The following is a 16459-nucleotide window of genomic DNA, read 5'->3' on the forward strand; positions in this document are numbered from 1 at the left end:
CTCACGCGGGGAACGCGGCTCGGCGTGGCGACGGCGGGCCGGCGGCTTACTCGGACTTGGTCTGGTAGACGTAAGGCTGCTGGGACACGCGGGCCTGGTTGTAGCCGGCCTGGGCCTGGCGGTCCTGCTCCCGGTCCCACAGCAGCGCGCGGCCGGCGCGCTGTTCGGCTTCCAGCGTGGGCTTCTTGGCCTTCAGCTCATTGATGAACTGCGTGGCTTCGGATTCGTATTTCTTCCAGAACAGCGGCATGGTCGTCTCTTGATCGGGGATTCGAAAACTGGGGCGGATTCTAGGCGGTCGGTCGCGGCGCAGGCCGTGCTCAACGCACGCGCATGCCGGGCTGGGCGCCCGGGAAGGGCTCCAGCACGAAGATGCCGGGGTGGGCCTTTTCGTCGGCGTGGCTGGCGGCCAGCACCATGCCCTCGGAGACGCCGAACTTCATCTTGCGCGGCGCCAGGTTCGCGACCATGACGGTGAGCTTGCCCGCGAGCTGCTCCGGCTGGTAGGCGCTGCGGATCCCGCTGAAGACGTTGCGCAGCCGGCCCTCGCCGGCGTCCAGCGTCAGGCGCAGCAGTTTGTCCGACCCCTCGACCAGCTCGGCTTTGACGATCTTCGCGATGCGCAAGTCGACCTTCGCGAAGTCGTCGATCTTGATCTCGGGCGCGAGCGCCTCGCCACCGGGCACGACCTGGGGCGGCGCGGGCGGCTCGAACAGCGCCTCCAGCAGCTTCGGGTCGACACGCTGCATCAGGTGCTCGTAGCCGCCGATGCGGTGGCCGCCGAGCGTGCGGTCGGCATCGGCGAAGCTCATCGGCGCGACCTGCAGGAAGGTCTCCACCTTGGCCACCAGCGCCGGCAGCACCGGCTTCAGGTAGATGGAGAGCAGGCGGAAGGCCTCGATGCAGACGGTGCAGACGTCCTGCAGCACCTGATCCTTGCCCTCGAGCTTGGCCAGCTCCCAGGGCTTGTTCTGGTCCACGTACTCGTTGACGCGGTCGGCCAGCAGCATGATCTCGCGCAGCGCCTTGCCGAACTCGCGGGTCTCGTAGAGCTCGACGATCGTGCCCTTGTGCTCGCGCAGGGCGTCCAGCAGCGTCAGGCCCTCGACGCCGACGTCGGCCGACAACTGGCCGCCGAAGCGCTTGGACAGGAAACCCGCCGCGCGGCTGGCGATGTTGATGTACTTGCCGACCAGGTCCGAGTTGACGCGGGCGACGAAGTCGTCGGGATTGAAGTCGACGTCCTCGACCTTGCTGTTGAGCTTGGCGGCCAGGTAGTAGCGCAGCCACTCGGGGTTCATGCCCAGCGACAGGTACTTCAGCGGATCCAGGCCGGTGCCGCGGCTCTTGGACATCTTCTCGCCGCCGTTGACGGTCAGGAAGCCATGCACATACACATGGTTGGGCGTCTTGCGGCCGCTGAAATGCAGCATCGCCGGCCAGAACAGCGTGTGGAAATAGGTGATGTCCTTGCCGATGAAGTGGATCTGCTCGGTCGACTCGTCCTTCACGAACGCGTCGAAGTCGCGGCCCGTCTTGGCGAAGTAGTTCTTGAGCGAGGCCAGGTAGCCGATCGGCGCATCCAGCCAGACGTAGAAGTACTTGCCCGGCGCGTCGGGGATCTCGATGCCGAAGTAGGGCGCGTCACGGCTGATGTCCCAGTCGCCCAGGCCGCCGTTGCCGTCCTCGTCCTTGGCGAACCATTCCTTGATCTTGTTGAGCACTTCCGGCTGCAGCCGGCCCGGCGCCTGCGTCCACTGCTCGAGGAACTCGACGCAACGCGGGTCGGACAGCTTGAAGAAGTAGTGCTCCGAGCTCTTCATCACCGGCGTCGCGCCGGTCAGCACCGAGAACGGGTTCTTCAGCTCGGTCGGCGTGTAGACCGCGCCGCAGACCTCGCAGGAGTCGCCGTACTGGTCCTTGGCGCCGCACTTCGGGCACTCGCCCTTGATGAAGCGGTCGGGCAGGAACATCGACTTCTGCGGATCGAAGAACTGCTCGATCGTCTTCACCGAGATCAGCTCGTTGGCGCGCAGCGCCTTGTAGATCTCCTTGGACAGCTCGTGGTTCTCGGCGCCGTCGGTCGAGTGCCAGTTGTCGAAGCTGATGTGGAAGCCGTCCAGGTACTTCTGGCGGCCCGAGGCGATGTCGGCCACGAACTGCTGCGGGCTCTTGCCCGCCTTTTCCGCTGCGATCATGATCGGCGCGCCGTGCGCGTCGTCGGCGCAGACGAAGTGCACCTCGCTGCCCTGCATCCGCTGGAAGCGCACCCAGATGTCGGCCTGGGTGTATTCCATGATGTGGCCAATGTGGAAGTTCGCATTGGCGTAGGGAAGGGCGGTGGTGACGAAGAGCTTGCGTGTCATGGCGCGATGGGGGCGGTGGTCCCGCCGGGCGCAGTCGGGCGAAATGCCCAATCGGCGGCGTCCGGGGGAACCGGCGATTTTAGGCGTCGGAAGCGCGGGCCGCGTAACGCTGGGCGAGCCATGAGCACAAGATCAGCTGCAGCTGGTGATAGAACATGATCGGCAGGACGATCACGCCCACCGCCGGATGCGCGCCGAACAGCAGCTTGGCCATCGGCACGCCCGAGGCCAGCGTCTTCTTGGAACCGCAGAAGACCGCGGCGATCTCGTCCTCCACCGGCAGCCCCATCGCGCGCGCCGCCAGGCGGCTCAGCACGATCACCGCGCCGAGGAACAGCGCGGCGCCGAGCGCCGCCTTGACCAGCAGCTCCGCGCCATGGTCGCGCCACAGGCCCGAGGCGACCGAGTCGCTGAAGGCCGACAGCACCAGCAGGATGATCACCCAGCGGTCGACCAGCGAGATGCGGGACTTGTGGCGCGTGTGGAAACCCAGCAGCAGCGGCCGCAGCAACTGGCCGGCCACCAGCGGGAGCAGCAGCAGCTGGGTGAGCTTCCAGACCGCCTCGCCGAAGGGCAGCGTCGCGCCGCTGGTGCCCGCCATCACCGCCACCAGCAGCGGCGTGAGCACGATGCCCAGCAGGCTGGAGACGCTGGCGTTGAAGATCGCGGCCGGCACGTTGCCCTTGGCCAGCACCGTCATCGCGACCGAGGACGAGATCGTCGATGGCAGCGCGCACAGGTAGGCGAAGCCCAGCGCCAGGTCGGGCGGCAGCCAGCGGCCGAACAGGGCGGTGAAGCCCCACCACAGCAGCGGGAAGAGCGCGTAGGTGCTCAGCTGCACCAGCACGTGGACGCGCCACTTGAGCGCGCCGTCGCGCAGCGCGGCGGTGGACAGTCCGAGGCCGGTCAGGAAGAACACCAGCGCCACGCCCCAGTTGCTGACGACTTCCAGCCGCAACCAGCCGCCGCTGCGGCCCAGGTCCGGCCAGGCGCTGGCGAGCGCCACCGCGCCGACCAGCGCCAGCAGGAACCATTCCTTTCGGACCCAGGACCGGATGCCCATTCCCAACCTTTCACCGGCGCGGCCGGCCTGTCGTCCCCAATGGGGAAAACAGGGACTCTAGCGGGACCGCAGCTTGCCCACCTGTCTTCAGGCTGGCTCGGTGGCCGATTTCACCGCCCGCCCGAACGCTGGGCGCCCCGGATGTCGGATTCGTGACGCATGCCGGTGCCTCCATGACGGCAATCGCACGACACGATCGGTCGGCGGCGCGAACTGGACCGACCGACTTGTAACGGCGCCACGCCCATTTGCGGTCCGGTCCGCCCCGCAGGTCCCTCGCCGGTGGGGTGTCGGACCTCGTCCGCCGGTTCAAGGATTCCCGCTAAGGCGTTGATTTGAAAGACCCCCGGAAACTATCCACCGGCGCTGTGGATAACTTTGTGGGAAACCCATCCGCGAGCGCTCTAAACCCTTGATCGACGGTCGCCTGAGGTTCCGTGCCTCTTTTCTGGGCAGGCGAAAACGCGTCATATGAATCAATGACTTAGCGACGACTGGCAGGTCACGCCTGCTGCGCCGCAGCAGGGCGGTTCGACGAATCGCGAGAGCGCCTCAATGGGGATAAGTCAAGCCCCGCATCCACGATTTTTGGGTTGACAACACGTCGGTGACGCTGGAAGAGGCGACCCGTCAGTCGCCATCGGCCTCCGCCGGAGGAGGGATCTATCCCCGCCTCCTGTGGACAAGCATGTGTGTCTCCTGGCGACGGCGCTTGCAAGTGCTTGTCACACGTGGTGTTCCAGTGGTCTGCTCGAAATCGAGGCAGCGTCGGCCCGATGTGACAGCGCGCGCGGCGCCGGATGACAGCGGCTGAAGCCCGCATGACGGCTCGCGGGCCGATGCAGCCTGGGCAGGCCCCTAAAAGGAGGGCCTCGGCGCACCGCTAAAATCCGCGACTTTGCAAACGCATCCCCCAAATTTTTCATGACGCAGGCAGTGGCGGGCAATCTGTCGGGGCGGTCGGCCGCCGGCAAGACTCCGGAACTTTTTGAACTGAAGAGCGCCTCGCTGAGCCTGCTCGCCCTCGTCCTGAAGACGGCCGATCCGGCCGCGCTCGACCAGGAGCTGACCGCGAAGCTGGGCGAAACGCCCGACGCCTTCCATCACGACCCCTTGCTGCTGGACCTGAGCCAGCTGCCGGCGATCGACGCGGCCGAGACCCGATCCGCGCCCGTGGCTGACAGCGTGGCCGACGCCGTGGTCGGCGCCGAGGAGGCCAGCACCGCCGCGAGCGAGGCCCAAGGCCAGTTGAGCCTGGACGACGCCCCGACCGAGTCGCCCGCCGACGCCCCGTCGACCACCCCGTCGACCACCCCGGTTGCGCGCGTGGACCTCGCCGCGCTGCTGCCGCTACTGCGCCGCCACCGGTTGCAGCCGGTCGGCGTGGTCGGCGCCAACGCGGCGGAACTGGCGCAGGCGGCTGGGCTGGGCCTGGCCGAGGCGCCCGACGAGCCGGTGCGCGCCGAACGCGAGCCGCGGGTGCAGAAGGTCGTGCAGCAGGTCGTCAAGGAAGTGGTGGTCGAGCGCCAGGTCGAGGTGGCGGTGCCCGCGCAGGCCGCGCCGACCGTCTACGTCGACAAACCGCTGCGCTCGGGCCAGCAGGTCTACGCCAAGGGCGCCGACCTGGTCGTGCTGGCGGCGGTGAACCACGGCGCCGAGGTCATCGCCGACGGCAGCATCCACGTCTACGCGCCGCTGCGCGGCAAGGCGATCGCGGGCGCGCGCGGCAACGCGCAGGCTCGGATCTTCGCGCAGCAGCTCGAGGCCGAGCTGATCGCCATCGCCGGCATCTACCGCACCAGCGAGAACCCGCTGCCCGACAACGTGCGCGGCAAGGCGGCGCAGGTCCGGCTCGACGGCGAGAAGCTCCTGATGGAGCCGCTGGGCGCATGAACCATCCCGGGCGCCAGCCGCTTGCGGCCCCCTTGATTTCCCCCGACATGGGCGGCGGTCCCCGCGACCGCCGCACCGATGACGCTTGAGCTGCGACGACAGCGACCGACACATTGAAAGGACCTCGACCCATGACCAAGATCGTTGTGGTGACCTCCGGCAAGGGCGGCGTGGGCAAGACCACGACCAGCGCCAGCTTCGCCACCGGCCTCGCGATGCGCGGCTACAAGACCGCGGTGATCGACTTCGACGTCGGCCTGCGCAACCTCGACCTGATCATGGGTTGCGAGCGCCGCGTGGTCTACGACCTGATCAACGTGATCAACGAGGAGGTCAAGCTCGGCCAGGCGCTGATCAAGGACAAGCAGCTGGACAAGCTGTTCATCCTCGCGGCCTCGCAGACGCGCGACAAGGACGCGCTCAAGCAGGAAGGCGTCGAGCGCGTGCTCGAGGAGCTCAAGGCGATGGAGTTCGACTACATCGTCTGCGACTCGCCGGCCGGCATCGAGACCGGCGCGCTGATGGCCATGCACTACGCCGACGAGGCGCTGGTGGTGACCAACCCCGAGGTCTCCTCGGTGCGCGACAGCGATCGCATCCTGGGCATGCTCAACAGCAAGACCAAGCGCGCGATCGAGGGCAAGGAGCCCGTCAAGGAACACCTGTTGATCACCCGCTACAACCCCAACCGGGTCGAGGGCGGGCAGATGCTGTCGCTGGAGGACATCCACGAGATCCTGCGCACGCCGCTGATCGGCGTGATCCCGGAGAGCGAGGTCGTGCTGCAGGCGTCCAACCAGGGCCTGCCGGCGATCCACATGAAGGGCACCGATGTGGCCGAGGCCTACTCGGACGTCATCGCGCGCTTCCTCGGCGAGGACAAGCCGATGCGCTTCGTCGAGGCCGTCAAGCCGGGCTTCTTCAAGCGCCTGTTCAGCCGCTGACATCCACCGGGAGAAACCATGGGATTCATGTCCTTCTTCCTGGGCGAGAAGAAAAGCACCGCCAGCGTCGCCAAGGAGCGCCTGCAGTTGATCCTCGCCCATGAACGCAATGGTCGCGGCGCGAGCCCCGACTACCTGCCGCAGCTGCAGCGCGAGCTGCTGGCGGTGATCTCGAAGTACGTCTCCATCAATCCGGACGACATCAAGGTCCACATGGAGCGGCAGGACGACCTCGAGGTGCTCGAGGTCAAGATCGAGCTGCCGGAGATCCGCAAGGCCTGAGCGCCTGGCCCCGCCCGCTAGAGCCTGAAGACGGCGACGGCCTGGTTCAGGTGCGTGGCCTGCTGCTTCAGGCTCTCGGCGGCGGCGGCCGATTGCTCGACGAGCGCGGCGTTCTGCTGCGTCACCTGGTCCAGCTGCGCGATCGCGTCGCCGATCTGGTCGATGCCCTGGCTCTGCTCGGCGCTCGCCGCGCTGATCTCGGCGATGAGGTCGGAAACCCGCTTCACCTGCTCGACGATCTGACCCATCGTCTCGCCCGCCGAGCCTGCGAGCCGCGAGCCCGCATCGACCCGCGCGCCGCTGTCGCCGATCAGCCCCTTGATCTCCTTGGCCGCCGCCGCGCTGCGCTGCGCCAGCGCGCGCACCTCGCTGGCCACCACCGCGAAACCGCGCCCCTGCTCGCCGGCGCGCGCCGCCTCCACCGCCGCATTCAGGGCCAGGATGTTGGTCTGGAAGGCGATGCCGTCGATGGTGCCGATGATGTCGGTGATGCGGCGCGAGCTCTCGTCGATCTGCCGCATCACCGCGACCACCTCCTGCACCGCCTGGCCGCCCTCGGCCGCCACCGTCGAGGCCGTCTGCGCCAGCTGCGTCGCCGTGCGCGCGGTCTCGGCGTTCTGCTTCACCGTCGCGGTGAGCTGCTCCATCGACGCCGCCGTCTGCTCGAGGTTGGCCGCCTGCTCCTCGGTGCGCTGCGACAGGTCGGCGTTGCCGCTGGCGATCTCGCCGGTGCCGGTGGCGATGGAGTCGCTGCTCAGGCGCACTTGGCCGACGATGCCGGTGAGGCTCTGGTTCATGCGCTGCAGCGCGCCCAGCAACTGGCCGGTCTCGTCGCGGCTGTCGGCCCGGATGTCGGAGCGCAGGTCGCCGCCGGCCACCGCCTCTGCGATCTTCACCGCCTGCGCCATCGGCTGGACGATCGCGCGGATCAGCAGCCATGCGGTGAACAGGCCCACCGCCGCGATGACGAGCGCGCCGATGGCCGCCTGCCATCGCAGCGATGCGCGTGCCTGCGCCGCCGTCTGCCGCGCCTGCGCCGCACGCGCCTCCTGCATCGCGACGAACTGCCCGATCGCGTCCAGGTAAAGCTTCACCGCCGGCGCGTACTCGTTCTGCACGATGCGGCTGGTGGCGCTCCAGTCGCCGGCGGCGCCGGCCTCGCGCGCCTTCTTGCTGGCCGCCAGCAGCGCCTGACCCAGGCCGACGATCTCCTTGAGCTTGGCCTGGTCCTCCGGCCGCTGCGCCTGCGCGGCGATCTGCTCACGCAGCTTGGCCACCGCGGGCGCGTCGTTGGCGATGTTGGCCTTGAAGAGCTCGCCCACCGCCGGGTCGGAGCTGATCGCGCTGGCCATGCTGCGGGCCACCGCCGTCTGCGTCATGCCTTGCCACTGCACCGACTTGCGGATGAGGTCCTGCGCGTCGTCGGTCGCCGCCGTCGCCTCGCTCGCGATCCGGTCGTTGCGCCAGAGCGTGAGCGAGCCCACCACGAGCATCGCCAGGATCAGCAGCACGATCGCGCCGTTGATCTTGCTGGCCAGGGGGAGGTCGTTGAGCCGCATCGATGTCTCCTTGTCGTGAGCTTCCGGTTTTTCGATGTGAGGGCCTGGACGCACCGATTCTCGGCACGGCGCCGCGACCGTGCCAAGGCCCCTGGGCCGCGCGGTGTCCCGTGTAATCCCCTATGCCGGAATCGCCGCCGCGTCACTAGGGTGACGCGAGGCGTCCGGGGCCGTCGATAGACTGACTCGAACAGCCGAAATCAAGGCGCCCGCGCGCCGTCGGAGCGCTTCGCGCGCGACCGGCGGCCCCAGAGGCACCGGAACAATATCCAGGAGACGACATGGCACTGATGGGCCAGATGATGTCGATGCCGCTGCTGATCTCGTCGGTGATCCAGCACGCGGCGCGGCATTCCGGGGATACCGAGATCGTCAGCAAGCGGGTCGAGGGCGACCTGCACCGCACCACCTGGGCGGCGGTCGAGTTCCGGGCCCGCCAGCTCGCGCAGGCCTTCGCGCGGCTGGGCCTGGCGCCCGGCGACCGCGTCGGCACGCTGGCCTGGAACGGCCACCGCCACCTCGAGCTCTACTACGGCACCTCCGGCTCGGGCCTGGTCTGCCACACCATCAATCCGCGCCTGTTCCCCGAGCAGATCGCCTGGATCGCCAACGACGCCGCCGACCGCGCGCTGTGCTTCGACCTGAGCTTCCTGCCGCTGGTCGAGAAGCTCGCGCCGCAGCTCGGCCAGGTCCGCCACTTCATCCTGATGACGGACCGCGCCCACATGCCGGTGGAGTCGTCCATCCCCGACCTGCGCTGCTACGAGGACCTGGTCGAGGCCGAGGACGGCCGCTACGTCTGGCCCGAGTTCGACGAGAACACCGCGTCCAGCATCTGCTACACGAGCGGCACGACCGGCCATCCCAAGGGCGCCGTCTACAGCCACCGCAGTTCGGTCCTGCATGCCTATGGCGCGGCGCTGCCCGACGCGATGGCCTGCTCGCGCCGCGACGTGATCCTGCCGGTGGTGCCCATGTTCCACGTCAACGCCTGGGGCCTGCCCTACAGCACCGCGCTCGTGGGCTGCAAGCTGGTGCTGCCGGGGCCGCACCTGGACGGCAAGTCGCTCTACGAGCTCTTCGAGTCCGAGCAGGTGAGCTTCAGCGCCGGCGTGCCGACGGTGTGGCTGGGGCTGCTGAACTACGTCGGCGCGAACGGGCTGAAGTTCTCGAGCTTCAAGCGCACCGTGATCGGCGGCTCGGCCTGCCCGCCGGCGATGCTGCGCACGCTGATGGACGACTACGGCGTGGAGGTGATCCACGCCTGGGGCATGACCGAGATGTCGCCGCTGGGCACGCTGTCGCGGCTCGGCAGCCAGCAGTTGAAGCTGCCCCAGGAGCAGCAGCGCCACCTGCTGGAGAAGCAGGGCAAGGCGATCTACGGCGTGGACATGGCGGTCGTCGACGACGCCGGCAAGGCCTTGCCCTGGGACGGCAAGACCTCGGGCAACCTGGTCGTGCGCGGGCCCTGGGTCATCGACAGCTACTTCGGCCACGCGGACTCGCCGCTGCTCCGCGTCACCGGCGAGGACGGCCGCGACGCCGGCCTGTGGTTCCCGACCGGCGACGTCGCCGCCATCGATGCCGACGGCTTCATGCAGATCACCGACCGCAGCAAGGACGTGATCAAGTCCGGCGGCGAATGGATCAGCTCGATCGACGTCGAGAACATCGCGATGGCGCATCCGGCGATCCACGAGGCCGCCGTCATCGCCGTGCCGCATCCCAAGTGGGACGAGCGACCGCTGCTGGTGGTGGTGCGCAAACCCGGCGACGCCGGCGCGGCGCTGACGCGTGAGTCGGTGCTGGGCTTCTACGAGGGCCGGATCGCCAAGTGGCAGGTGCCCGACGACGTCGTCTTCGTCGACGAGATCCCGCACACGGCCACCGGCAAGATGCTCAAGCTCAAGTTGCGCGAGCAGTTCAAGGGCCACAAGCTGCCGGGCGGCTGAGGCCGCCGCGACGGTCCACCGCCTGGCGATCCCATCCCGAGGGCTCGCGCTTCCAAAGCCCCGACGCGCATCGATCCGCTGACGCAGGAGTTCCGCCGCCCCGATTTCCCTTCACCGCAGTCCCCAGCAGTCCGCCGCTTCCCGCTGTACCAGGCCGTACCACGCCGTACCCCGTGGCTTCCGATCGCCTTGCATCACAACCACATCAGGAGACAAGCATGAGCAAGCACAGCACGCGTCCGATTTCCTCGCTGGCACGGCCCCTGGCCCTCGCCGCATTCGCCCTGACGGCCGCCGCCGGCGCCTACGCGCAGAAGGGCGAGACGGTGAAGATCGCCTGGATCGACCCGCTGTCCGGCCTGATGGCGCCGGTGGGCCAGAACCAGGTGAAGTCCTTCCAGTTCTTCGCCGAGAAGTTCAACGCCAACAACCCCGCCGGCGTGAAGTTCGAGATCATCCCGATCGACAACAAGCTCAGCCCCGCCGAGTCGCTCAACGCGCTGAAGTCCGCGATCGACCAGGGCGTGCGCTACGTGACGCAGGGCAACGGCTCGGGCGCGGCGCTGGCGATCATCGACGCGGTCAACAAGCACAACGAGCGCAACCCCGGCAAGGAGGTCGTCTACCTCAACCACTCGGCGGTGGACCCGGACCTCACCAACAGCAAGTGCAGCTACTGGCACTTCCGCTTCGACGCCGACACCTCGATGAAGATGGAGGCGCTGACCACCTTCATGAAGGACCAGCCCGACATCAAGAAGGTCTACCTGCTCAACCAGAACTACGCGCACGGCCATCAGGTCGCCAAGTACGCGAAGGAAGGGCTGGCCAAGAAGCGCCCGGACGTGCAGATCGTCGGCGAGGACCTGCACCCGCTGGCCCAGGTGCGCGACTTCGCGCCCTATGTCGCCAAGATCAAGGCCAGCGGCGCGGATTCGGTGATCACCGGCAACTGGGGCTCGGACCTGGCGCTGCTGGTCAAGGCCGCCAACGAGGCCGGCTACACCGGCAAGTTCTACACCTACTACGCCGGCGTGACCGGCACGCCCACGGCGATGGGCGCGGCGGGCGCGGGGCGCGTGTTCCAGATCTCGTACAACCACAACAGCCTGGGCGGCGAGCCCGAGAAGTGGGCCAACGAGTACAAGGCCAAGTTCAACGACGACTTCTACACCGGCAGCGTCATCCACATCTACACCGCGTTGAGCACGGCGATGGCCAAGGCCAAGAGCACCGATCCGGTGAAGGTCGCGGCGGCGCTGGAAGGGCTGAAGTTCAAGTCCTTCAACGGCGACGTGGAGATGCGCAAGACCGACCACCAGCTGCAGCAGACCCTGTTCCTGACCGTCTGGCAGAAGGCTGACGCCAAGCGCTCCTACAGCGTCGAGAACACCGGCTACAACTTCGCCCCGGTCAAGACCTTCGACCCCTTCGTCAGCAGCACGCCTACAAGCTGCCAGATGAAGCGTCCGTCGTAAGGCGCTCCGCCGCCCGTCGCGAGCGGGCCAAGACCGGGCTGAAGCGCGCAGCCGTACGTGAACGTACGGCGAGCACTGCCGGCCCGGGATCGGTCCGCGCAGCTACCGCGCCCTCCGTCATCAGCGCGGCCAACGCATCGAAGTCCTGAGCACAACGACGTGGAACAGATCCTGATCAACCTCCTCAACGGCCTGTCCTCCGGACTGCTGCTGTTCATGCTGAGCTCCGGCCTGACGCTGATCTTCAGCATGATGGGCGTGCTCAACTTCGCGCATGCCAGCTTCTACATGCTGGGCGCCTACTTCGCGTACTCGATCGCCGGGTGGATCGGCTTCTGGCCCGCGCTGCTGATCGCGCCGCTGCTGGTCGGCGGCTGCGGCGCCCTGTTCGAACGCGGCGCGCTGCGGCGCGTCCACAAATTCGGCCACGTCCCCGAACTGCTGATCACCTTCGGCCTGTCCTACGTCGTGCTCGAGGTGGTGCAGCTGATCTGGGGCCGCACCGCCGTGCCGTTCTCGCCGCCGCCCTCGCTGCAGGGCGCCGCCTTCACCCTGATCCATGCCCCGGGCCAGGCCCTGGAACTCGCCTGGGGCGACGCGCCGGCCGCGCTGTGCGCCGCCGCCAGTTGCTCCAAGTTCCCGCTCACCCGCGCCTTCATGATGGTGGTGGCGCTGTTCATGCTGCTGTCGCTGTGGCTGCTGCTGACCCGCACCCGCATCGGGCTGGTCATCCAGGCGGCGCTCACCCATCCGGAGATGGTCGAGGCCCTGGGCCACAACGTGCCGCGCGTGTTCATGCTGGTGTTCGGCAGCGGCTGCGCGCTGGCCGCGCTGGCCGGCGTGATCGGCGGCATCACCTTCGTCACCGAACCCGCGATGGCGGTGATCGTCGGCTCCATCATCTTCGTGGTGGTCGTGGTCGGCGGCATCGGCTCGCTGGCCGGCGCCTTCGTCGCGTCCCTCGTCATCGGGCTGCTGCAGACGCTGCCGCTGACCGTCGACGTGTCGCTCGCCCAGGCCTTCCAGCTCGGCCCCGACACCTTCGGCTACCCGCTGCTCAAGCTCACGCTGGCCCAGGTCGCGCCCATCCTGCCCTACCTGCTGATGGTCCTGATCCTCATCTTCCGGCCCAAGGGCCTGCTCGGCACCCGGGAGGGCTGATCGATGTCCGCCGTCATGCCTTCTTCCTCCTCCTCCGCCTCGCCCGCCGTGCCGTCCGGCGCCGCCCCGGGCGACGCCCGCGCCCAGGGCCGCCCGCCGCGCGCCCGGCGCGGCGAGACCTACCACTTCAAGCCGCACAACGTCGGCCGCTGGCTGATCTGGGGCGCCTACGCGCTGGCACTGCTGGTGGCGCCGCTGCTGTGGACCAGCAGCCTGGCGCAGACCATGTTGTCGCAGATGGGCATCGCGATCATCGCGTGCCTGTCCTACAACCTGCTGCTGGGGCAGGGCGGCATGCTCAGCTTCGGCCACGCGGTCTACAGCGGGCTGGGCGCCTACCTGGCGATCCACACGCTCAACGTCGTCGGCGCGGGCCAGCTCGCGCTGCCGGTCAGCCTGGTGCCGCTGGTCGGCGGCCTCGCGGGGCTGTTCTTCGCGGCGCTGTTCGGCTACGTGTCGACGAAGAAGTCGGGCACGCCCTTCGCGATGATCACGCTGGGCCTGGGCGAGCTGATCTGGTCGATGTCGCTGATGCTGCCGGAGTTCTTCGGCGGCGAGGGCGGCGTCTCCTCCAACCGCGTCGTGGGCAAGGCGGTCTGGGGCATCAGCTTCGGGCCGCAGATCCAGGTGTACTACCTGATCGCGGTCTACGCCTTCGTCTGCACCGCGCTGCTGTACGCGCTCACCCGCACGCCGCTGGGCCGCATGCTCAACGCGGTGCGCGACAACCCCGAGCGCGTCGAGTTCATCGGCTACGACACGCAGTGGGTGCGCTTCCTGGCCTTCCTGATCGCGGGTTTCTTCGCCGGCGTGTCGGGTGGGCTGTCGGCGCTGAACTTCGAGATCGTCACCGCCGAGGTCGTCGGCGCCGCGCGCTCGGGTGCCTACCTGCTGTTCACCTTCCTGGGCGGGGCGACCTTCTTCTTCGGGCCCATCATCGGCGCGGTACTGATGGTGGTGGCGCTGGTGCTGCTGTCGGAGCTGACCAAGGCCTGGCTGCTGTACCTCGGCCTGGTGTTCCTGTTCATGGTGATGTACGCGCCGGGCGGCATCGCCTCGCTGATCATGATGAACCTGCGCCTGGCCGCCTTCGGCAAGCTGCGCGCGCTGTGGCCGTCCTACCTGGGCCTGGCCGGCGCCGCGGCGACGATGCTGCTGGGCGGCTCGGCGATGGTGGAGATGCTCTACCACCTGCAGCTCAACGAGGCGCTCGGCCCGCAGATGAAGTACCTGGGCCTGGCGCTCGATGCCAAGAGCGTCGAGTCCTGGTTCGGCGCCGGCTTCGTGCTGCTGACCGGGCTGGGGCTCTTCGAGCTGCTGCGCCGCCAGTTCCGCGCCGAGTGGGACCGGGCGCAGGAGGAGATCGAGAAAGAAATCAAGCGGAGGGAAAGCCTGTGAGCACCGCCAACATCCCCTACGCGCTGGAGCTGCAGGCCGTGCGCAAGAGCTTCGGCAAGAGCGAGATCATCCGCGGTGCCGACCTCGCGGTGAAACCCGGCGAGCGGGTCGCGATCATCGGGCCCAATGGCGCGGGCAAGTCCACGCTGTTCAACCTCATCAGCGGCCGCTTCGCGCCCACCAGCGGCGAGATCCGGCTCTTCGGCGAGCGCATCGACCAGCTGCCGCCCTACAAGATCAACCGCCGGGGGCTGTCGCGCAGCTTCCAGGTGTCCAACCTGTTCACGCGGCTGTCGGTGTTCGAGAACATCCGCTGCGCGCTGCTCTGGTCGATGGGCCACAAGTACGCATTCTGGAAGTTCCTGGCCGGCATGGACGACGTCAACGACCGCGTCGAGGAACTGCTGGAGATGCTGCACCTGGACAAGAAGCGCGACGTGCCCGCGATCAACCTGACCTATGCCGAGGCGCGCGCGCTGGAGATCGGCATCACCATCGCCGGCGGCGCGCAGGTGATCCTGCTGGACGAGCCCACCGCCGGCATGAGCAAGAGCGAGACCAAACGCTTCATCCAGCTGATCCGCCAGGTCACCGAGGGCCGCACGCTGCTGACGGTGGAGCACGACATGGGCGTGGTCTTCGGCCTGGCCGACAAGATCGCGGTGCTGGTCTACGGCGAAGTGATCGCCTTCGACACGCCCGACGCGGTGCGCGCCAACACGCGTGTCCAGGAGGCCTACCTGGGATCGGTGCTGGCCGAATCGCAGGCCGCGGGAGCCCATGCATGAGCGCCGCCCTTCATGACACCAACGTCGGCGCGATGCGCGCCGCGGGCGCCACGCCGGCCGCCGGCACGCGCGCGCTGCGGCTGGACAACGTCCATGCCTTCTACGGCAAGAGCCATGTGCTGCACGGCGTGACGATGGAGGTGCGTCCCGGCGAGATCGTCAGCCTGCTGGGGCGCAACGGCTCGGGGCGCTCGACGACGGTCAAGACCATCATGGGCCAGGTCGACGGCACCGGCGCGATCGCCTGGGGCGGCCAGGAGCTGCTGGGCCGCAAGGCCTACGAGATCGCGCATCGCGGCATCGGCTACGTGCCGGAGAACCGCGACATCTTCCCCAAGCTCACCGTGCACCAGAACCTGATGCTCGGCGAGAAGGGCCGGCGCAAGGGGGCCGCGCCGCGCTGGAGCTTCGACGACATGTACGCGATGTTCCCGCGCCTGAAGGAGCGCCAGCACACCGAGGCCGGTGTGCTGTCCGGCGGCGAGCAGCAGATGCTGACGCTGTGCCGCACGCTGATGGGCGACCCCGACCTGATCATGATCGACGAGCCGACCGAGGGCCTGGCGCCCAAGATCGTCGAGCTGGTGGCCGAGTACCTGAAGGAGCTCAAGCGGCGCGGCGTCTCGGTGCTGCTGGTCGAGCAGAAGCTGGCCATCGCGCTGGAGATCTCCGAGCGCTGCTACGTGATGGGCCATGGCCGCATCGTCTTCGAGGGCACGCCCGCCGACCTGCGCGCCAACGCCTACGTCCGCAAGGAGTGGCTGGAGGTCTGAGGCCGGTCGCCGGTTACATCCGTCACGACACCATGTCGACGGCGTGACGAGCCAGCCACCGGCGGGCGACGCGGCCCGCGATCCGGTGAAAAATGCCCGCTCCTGGTGAAGGCTTCGCGCGCCTGCCGCCCTACAGTGACGGCGCGAATCACACGAGCGGGGTCCCTCCATGAACTTGTTGCAGCCTTGGATGCTGGCGGCCGGCGCGCTGGCCGGCGCGGGAGCGGGGGCGGCGATCGCGAGCGCATGGTGGGGACGCAAGCTGCGGACGGCCCGGGCGCTGATCGATCAGCTGCAGGCCTCGCGCCGGCAGATCGAGGAGCAGGTCGGCCAGGCGCGCCGGCAGATCGAGAAGCTGCAGATGGAGATGCTGGAGCTTCGCCTCACGATGGAGCACATGCGGCGCAAGACGCAGTTCGCGGCGAGCCGTCCGTTGCCCATCGACAGCGGCGACTCGATGTTGGCGCCGATCAGCGCGCATGCGCCGCTGTCCATGGGCGCCGTGGCGCGCCCAAACGTGGTGGCGGACGTGGCGTCGGATGCGGCGGCGACTGCCTCGGCCACCCCGCTCACGCATGCCGAGCGCTTCGAGCGTGCCCGTGAGCGCGCCGCCGCCGGGGGCTTCAGTCCCACCGAGCCGATGGAGCGGCCGATGCAGCGGGCGACGCCGGTGACACCCACGCCCACCCCCACGCTGCCGCCGATCCCGTTCGGCTTCCTGCCGACGCAGCCCCATCCCGAACCCTGATCCCGACACCGTCCTCCCCCCGACGTAGGTGTGCCGTGCGGCGTTGCCGCGTCC

14 protein-coding genes are annotated in these 16459 nt (G+C 68.4%); 10 read left to right on the forward strand and 4 right to left on the reverse strand.

Annotated elements, in window-relative coordinates; genetic code table 11:
• Nucleotides 1–46: 46 nt before the first annotated feature.
• The 3 genes from FHT37_RS00665 to FHT37_RS00675 form a co-directional block, all read right to left on the reverse strand.
• Entirely contained in the window at nucleotides 47–250 is a 204-nt protein-coding gene (locus FHT37_RS00665; RefSeq protein WP_091722552.1) for a DUF3460 family protein, read from the reverse strand.
• A 70-nt stretch (nucleotides 251–320) separates the two neighbouring features.
• Nucleotides 321–2366 (reverse strand): methionine--tRNA ligase, encoded by a 2046-nt coding sequence (gene metG / locus FHT37_RS00670; RefSeq protein ID WP_183478492.1) that lies wholly within the window; start codon nucleotides 2364–2366, stop codon nucleotides 321–323.
• Between the two features lie 79 nt (nucleotides 2367–2445).
• Complete coding sequence (locus FHT37_RS00675; RefSeq protein WP_183478493.1) at nucleotides 2446–3429, reverse strand: bile acid:sodium symporter family protein; 984 nt, start codon at nucleotides 3427–3429, stop codon at nucleotides 2446–2448.
• Nucleotides 3430–4353: 924 nt separating this feature from the next.
• Between FHT37_RS00675 and minC the strand changes: the two genes are divergently transcribed.
• From minC to minE, 3 genes are all read left to right on the forward strand, one after another.
• Nucleotides 4354–5322, forward strand: a complete 969-nt coding sequence (gene minC / locus FHT37_RS00680) for a septum site-determining protein MinC (protein ID WP_091722561.1) — start codon at nucleotides 4354–4356, stop codon at nucleotides 5320–5322.
• A 131-nt stretch (nucleotides 5323–5453) separates the two neighbouring features.
• Nucleotides 5454–6266, forward strand: coding sequence for a septum site-determining protein MinD (minD, locus tag FHT37_RS00685; protein WP_091722564.1), 813 nt, complete (start codon nucleotides 5454–5456; stop codon nucleotides 6264–6266).
• 18 nt (nucleotides 6267–6284) lie between these two features.
• The gene (gene minE, locus FHT37_RS00690; protein ID WP_091722568.1) at nucleotides 6285–6548 is read left to right on the forward strand and encodes a cell division topological specificity factor MinE; all 264 of its coding nucleotides are present in this window, start codon (nucleotides 6285–6287) and stop codon (nucleotides 6546–6548) included.
• Between the two features lie 17 nt (nucleotides 6549–6565).
• Here the strand turns inward: minE and FHT37_RS25600 are convergent, their stop codons facing one another.
• Nucleotides 6566–8107: a methyl-accepting chemotaxis protein gene (locus tag FHT37_RS25600; RefSeq protein WP_221210938.1), complete on the reverse strand. Its 1542-nt coding sequence runs from the start codon at nucleotides 8105–8107 to the stop codon at nucleotides 6566–6568.
• 281 nt (nucleotides 8108–8388) lie between these two features.
• Here FHT37_RS25600 and FHT37_RS00700 point away from each other — a divergent pair, with 281 nt between their 5' ends.
• The 7 genes from FHT37_RS00700 (at nucleotide 8389) to FHT37_RS00730 (ending at nucleotide 16405) form a co-directional block, all read left to right on the forward strand.
• A complete protein-coding gene (locus tag FHT37_RS00700; RefSeq protein WP_147239708.1) occupies nucleotides 8389–10059 on the forward strand; it encodes a 3-(methylthio)propionyl-CoA ligase in 1671 nt (556 codons plus the stop codon).
• Between the two features lie 218 nt (nucleotides 10060–10277).
• The gene (locus FHT37_RS00705) at nucleotides 10278–11537 is read left to right on the forward strand and encodes a branched-chain amino acid ABC transporter substrate-binding protein (RefSeq protein WP_091722577.1); all 1260 of its coding nucleotides are present in this window, start codon (nucleotides 10278–10280) and stop codon (nucleotides 11535–11537) included.
• Between the two features lie 216 nt (nucleotides 11538–11753).
• The gene (locus tag FHT37_RS00710) at nucleotides 11754–12698 is read left to right on the forward strand and encodes a branched-chain amino acid ABC transporter permease (protein WP_221211005.1); all 945 of its coding nucleotides are present in this window, start codon (nucleotides 11754–11756) and stop codon (nucleotides 12696–12698) included.
• A 15-nt stretch (nucleotides 12699–12713) separates the two neighbouring features.
• The gene (locus FHT37_RS00715) at nucleotides 12714–14096 is read left to right on the forward strand and encodes a branched-chain amino acid ABC transporter permease (RefSeq protein ID WP_091722583.1); all 1383 of its coding nucleotides are present in this window, start codon (nucleotides 12714–12716) and stop codon (nucleotides 14094–14096) included.
• A complete protein-coding gene (locus tag FHT37_RS00720; protein WP_255511594.1) occupies nucleotides 14093–14884 on the forward strand; it encodes an ABC transporter ATP-binding protein in 792 nt (263 codons plus the stop codon). The genes FHT37_RS00715 and FHT37_RS00720 overlap by 4 nt, the downstream gene beginning before the upstream one ends.
• 32 nt (nucleotides 14885–14916) lie before the next feature.
• Nucleotides 14917–15657, forward strand: coding sequence for an ABC transporter ATP-binding protein (locus FHT37_RS00725; protein ID WP_091725019.1), 741 nt, complete (start codon nucleotides 14917–14919; stop codon nucleotides 15655–15657).
• 169 nt (nucleotides 15658–15826) lie between these two features.
• Complete coding sequence (locus FHT37_RS00730; RefSeq protein WP_183478494.1) at nucleotides 15827–16405, forward strand: hypothetical protein; 579 nt, start codon at nucleotides 15827–15829, stop codon at nucleotides 16403–16405.
• Nucleotides 16406–16459 lie beyond the last annotated feature (54 nt).

This window comes from Mitsuaria sp. BK037, assembly GCF_014193045.1.
Taxonomy (GTDB): Bacteria; Pseudomonadota; Gammaproteobacteria; order Burkholderiales; family Burkholderiaceae_C; genus Roseateles.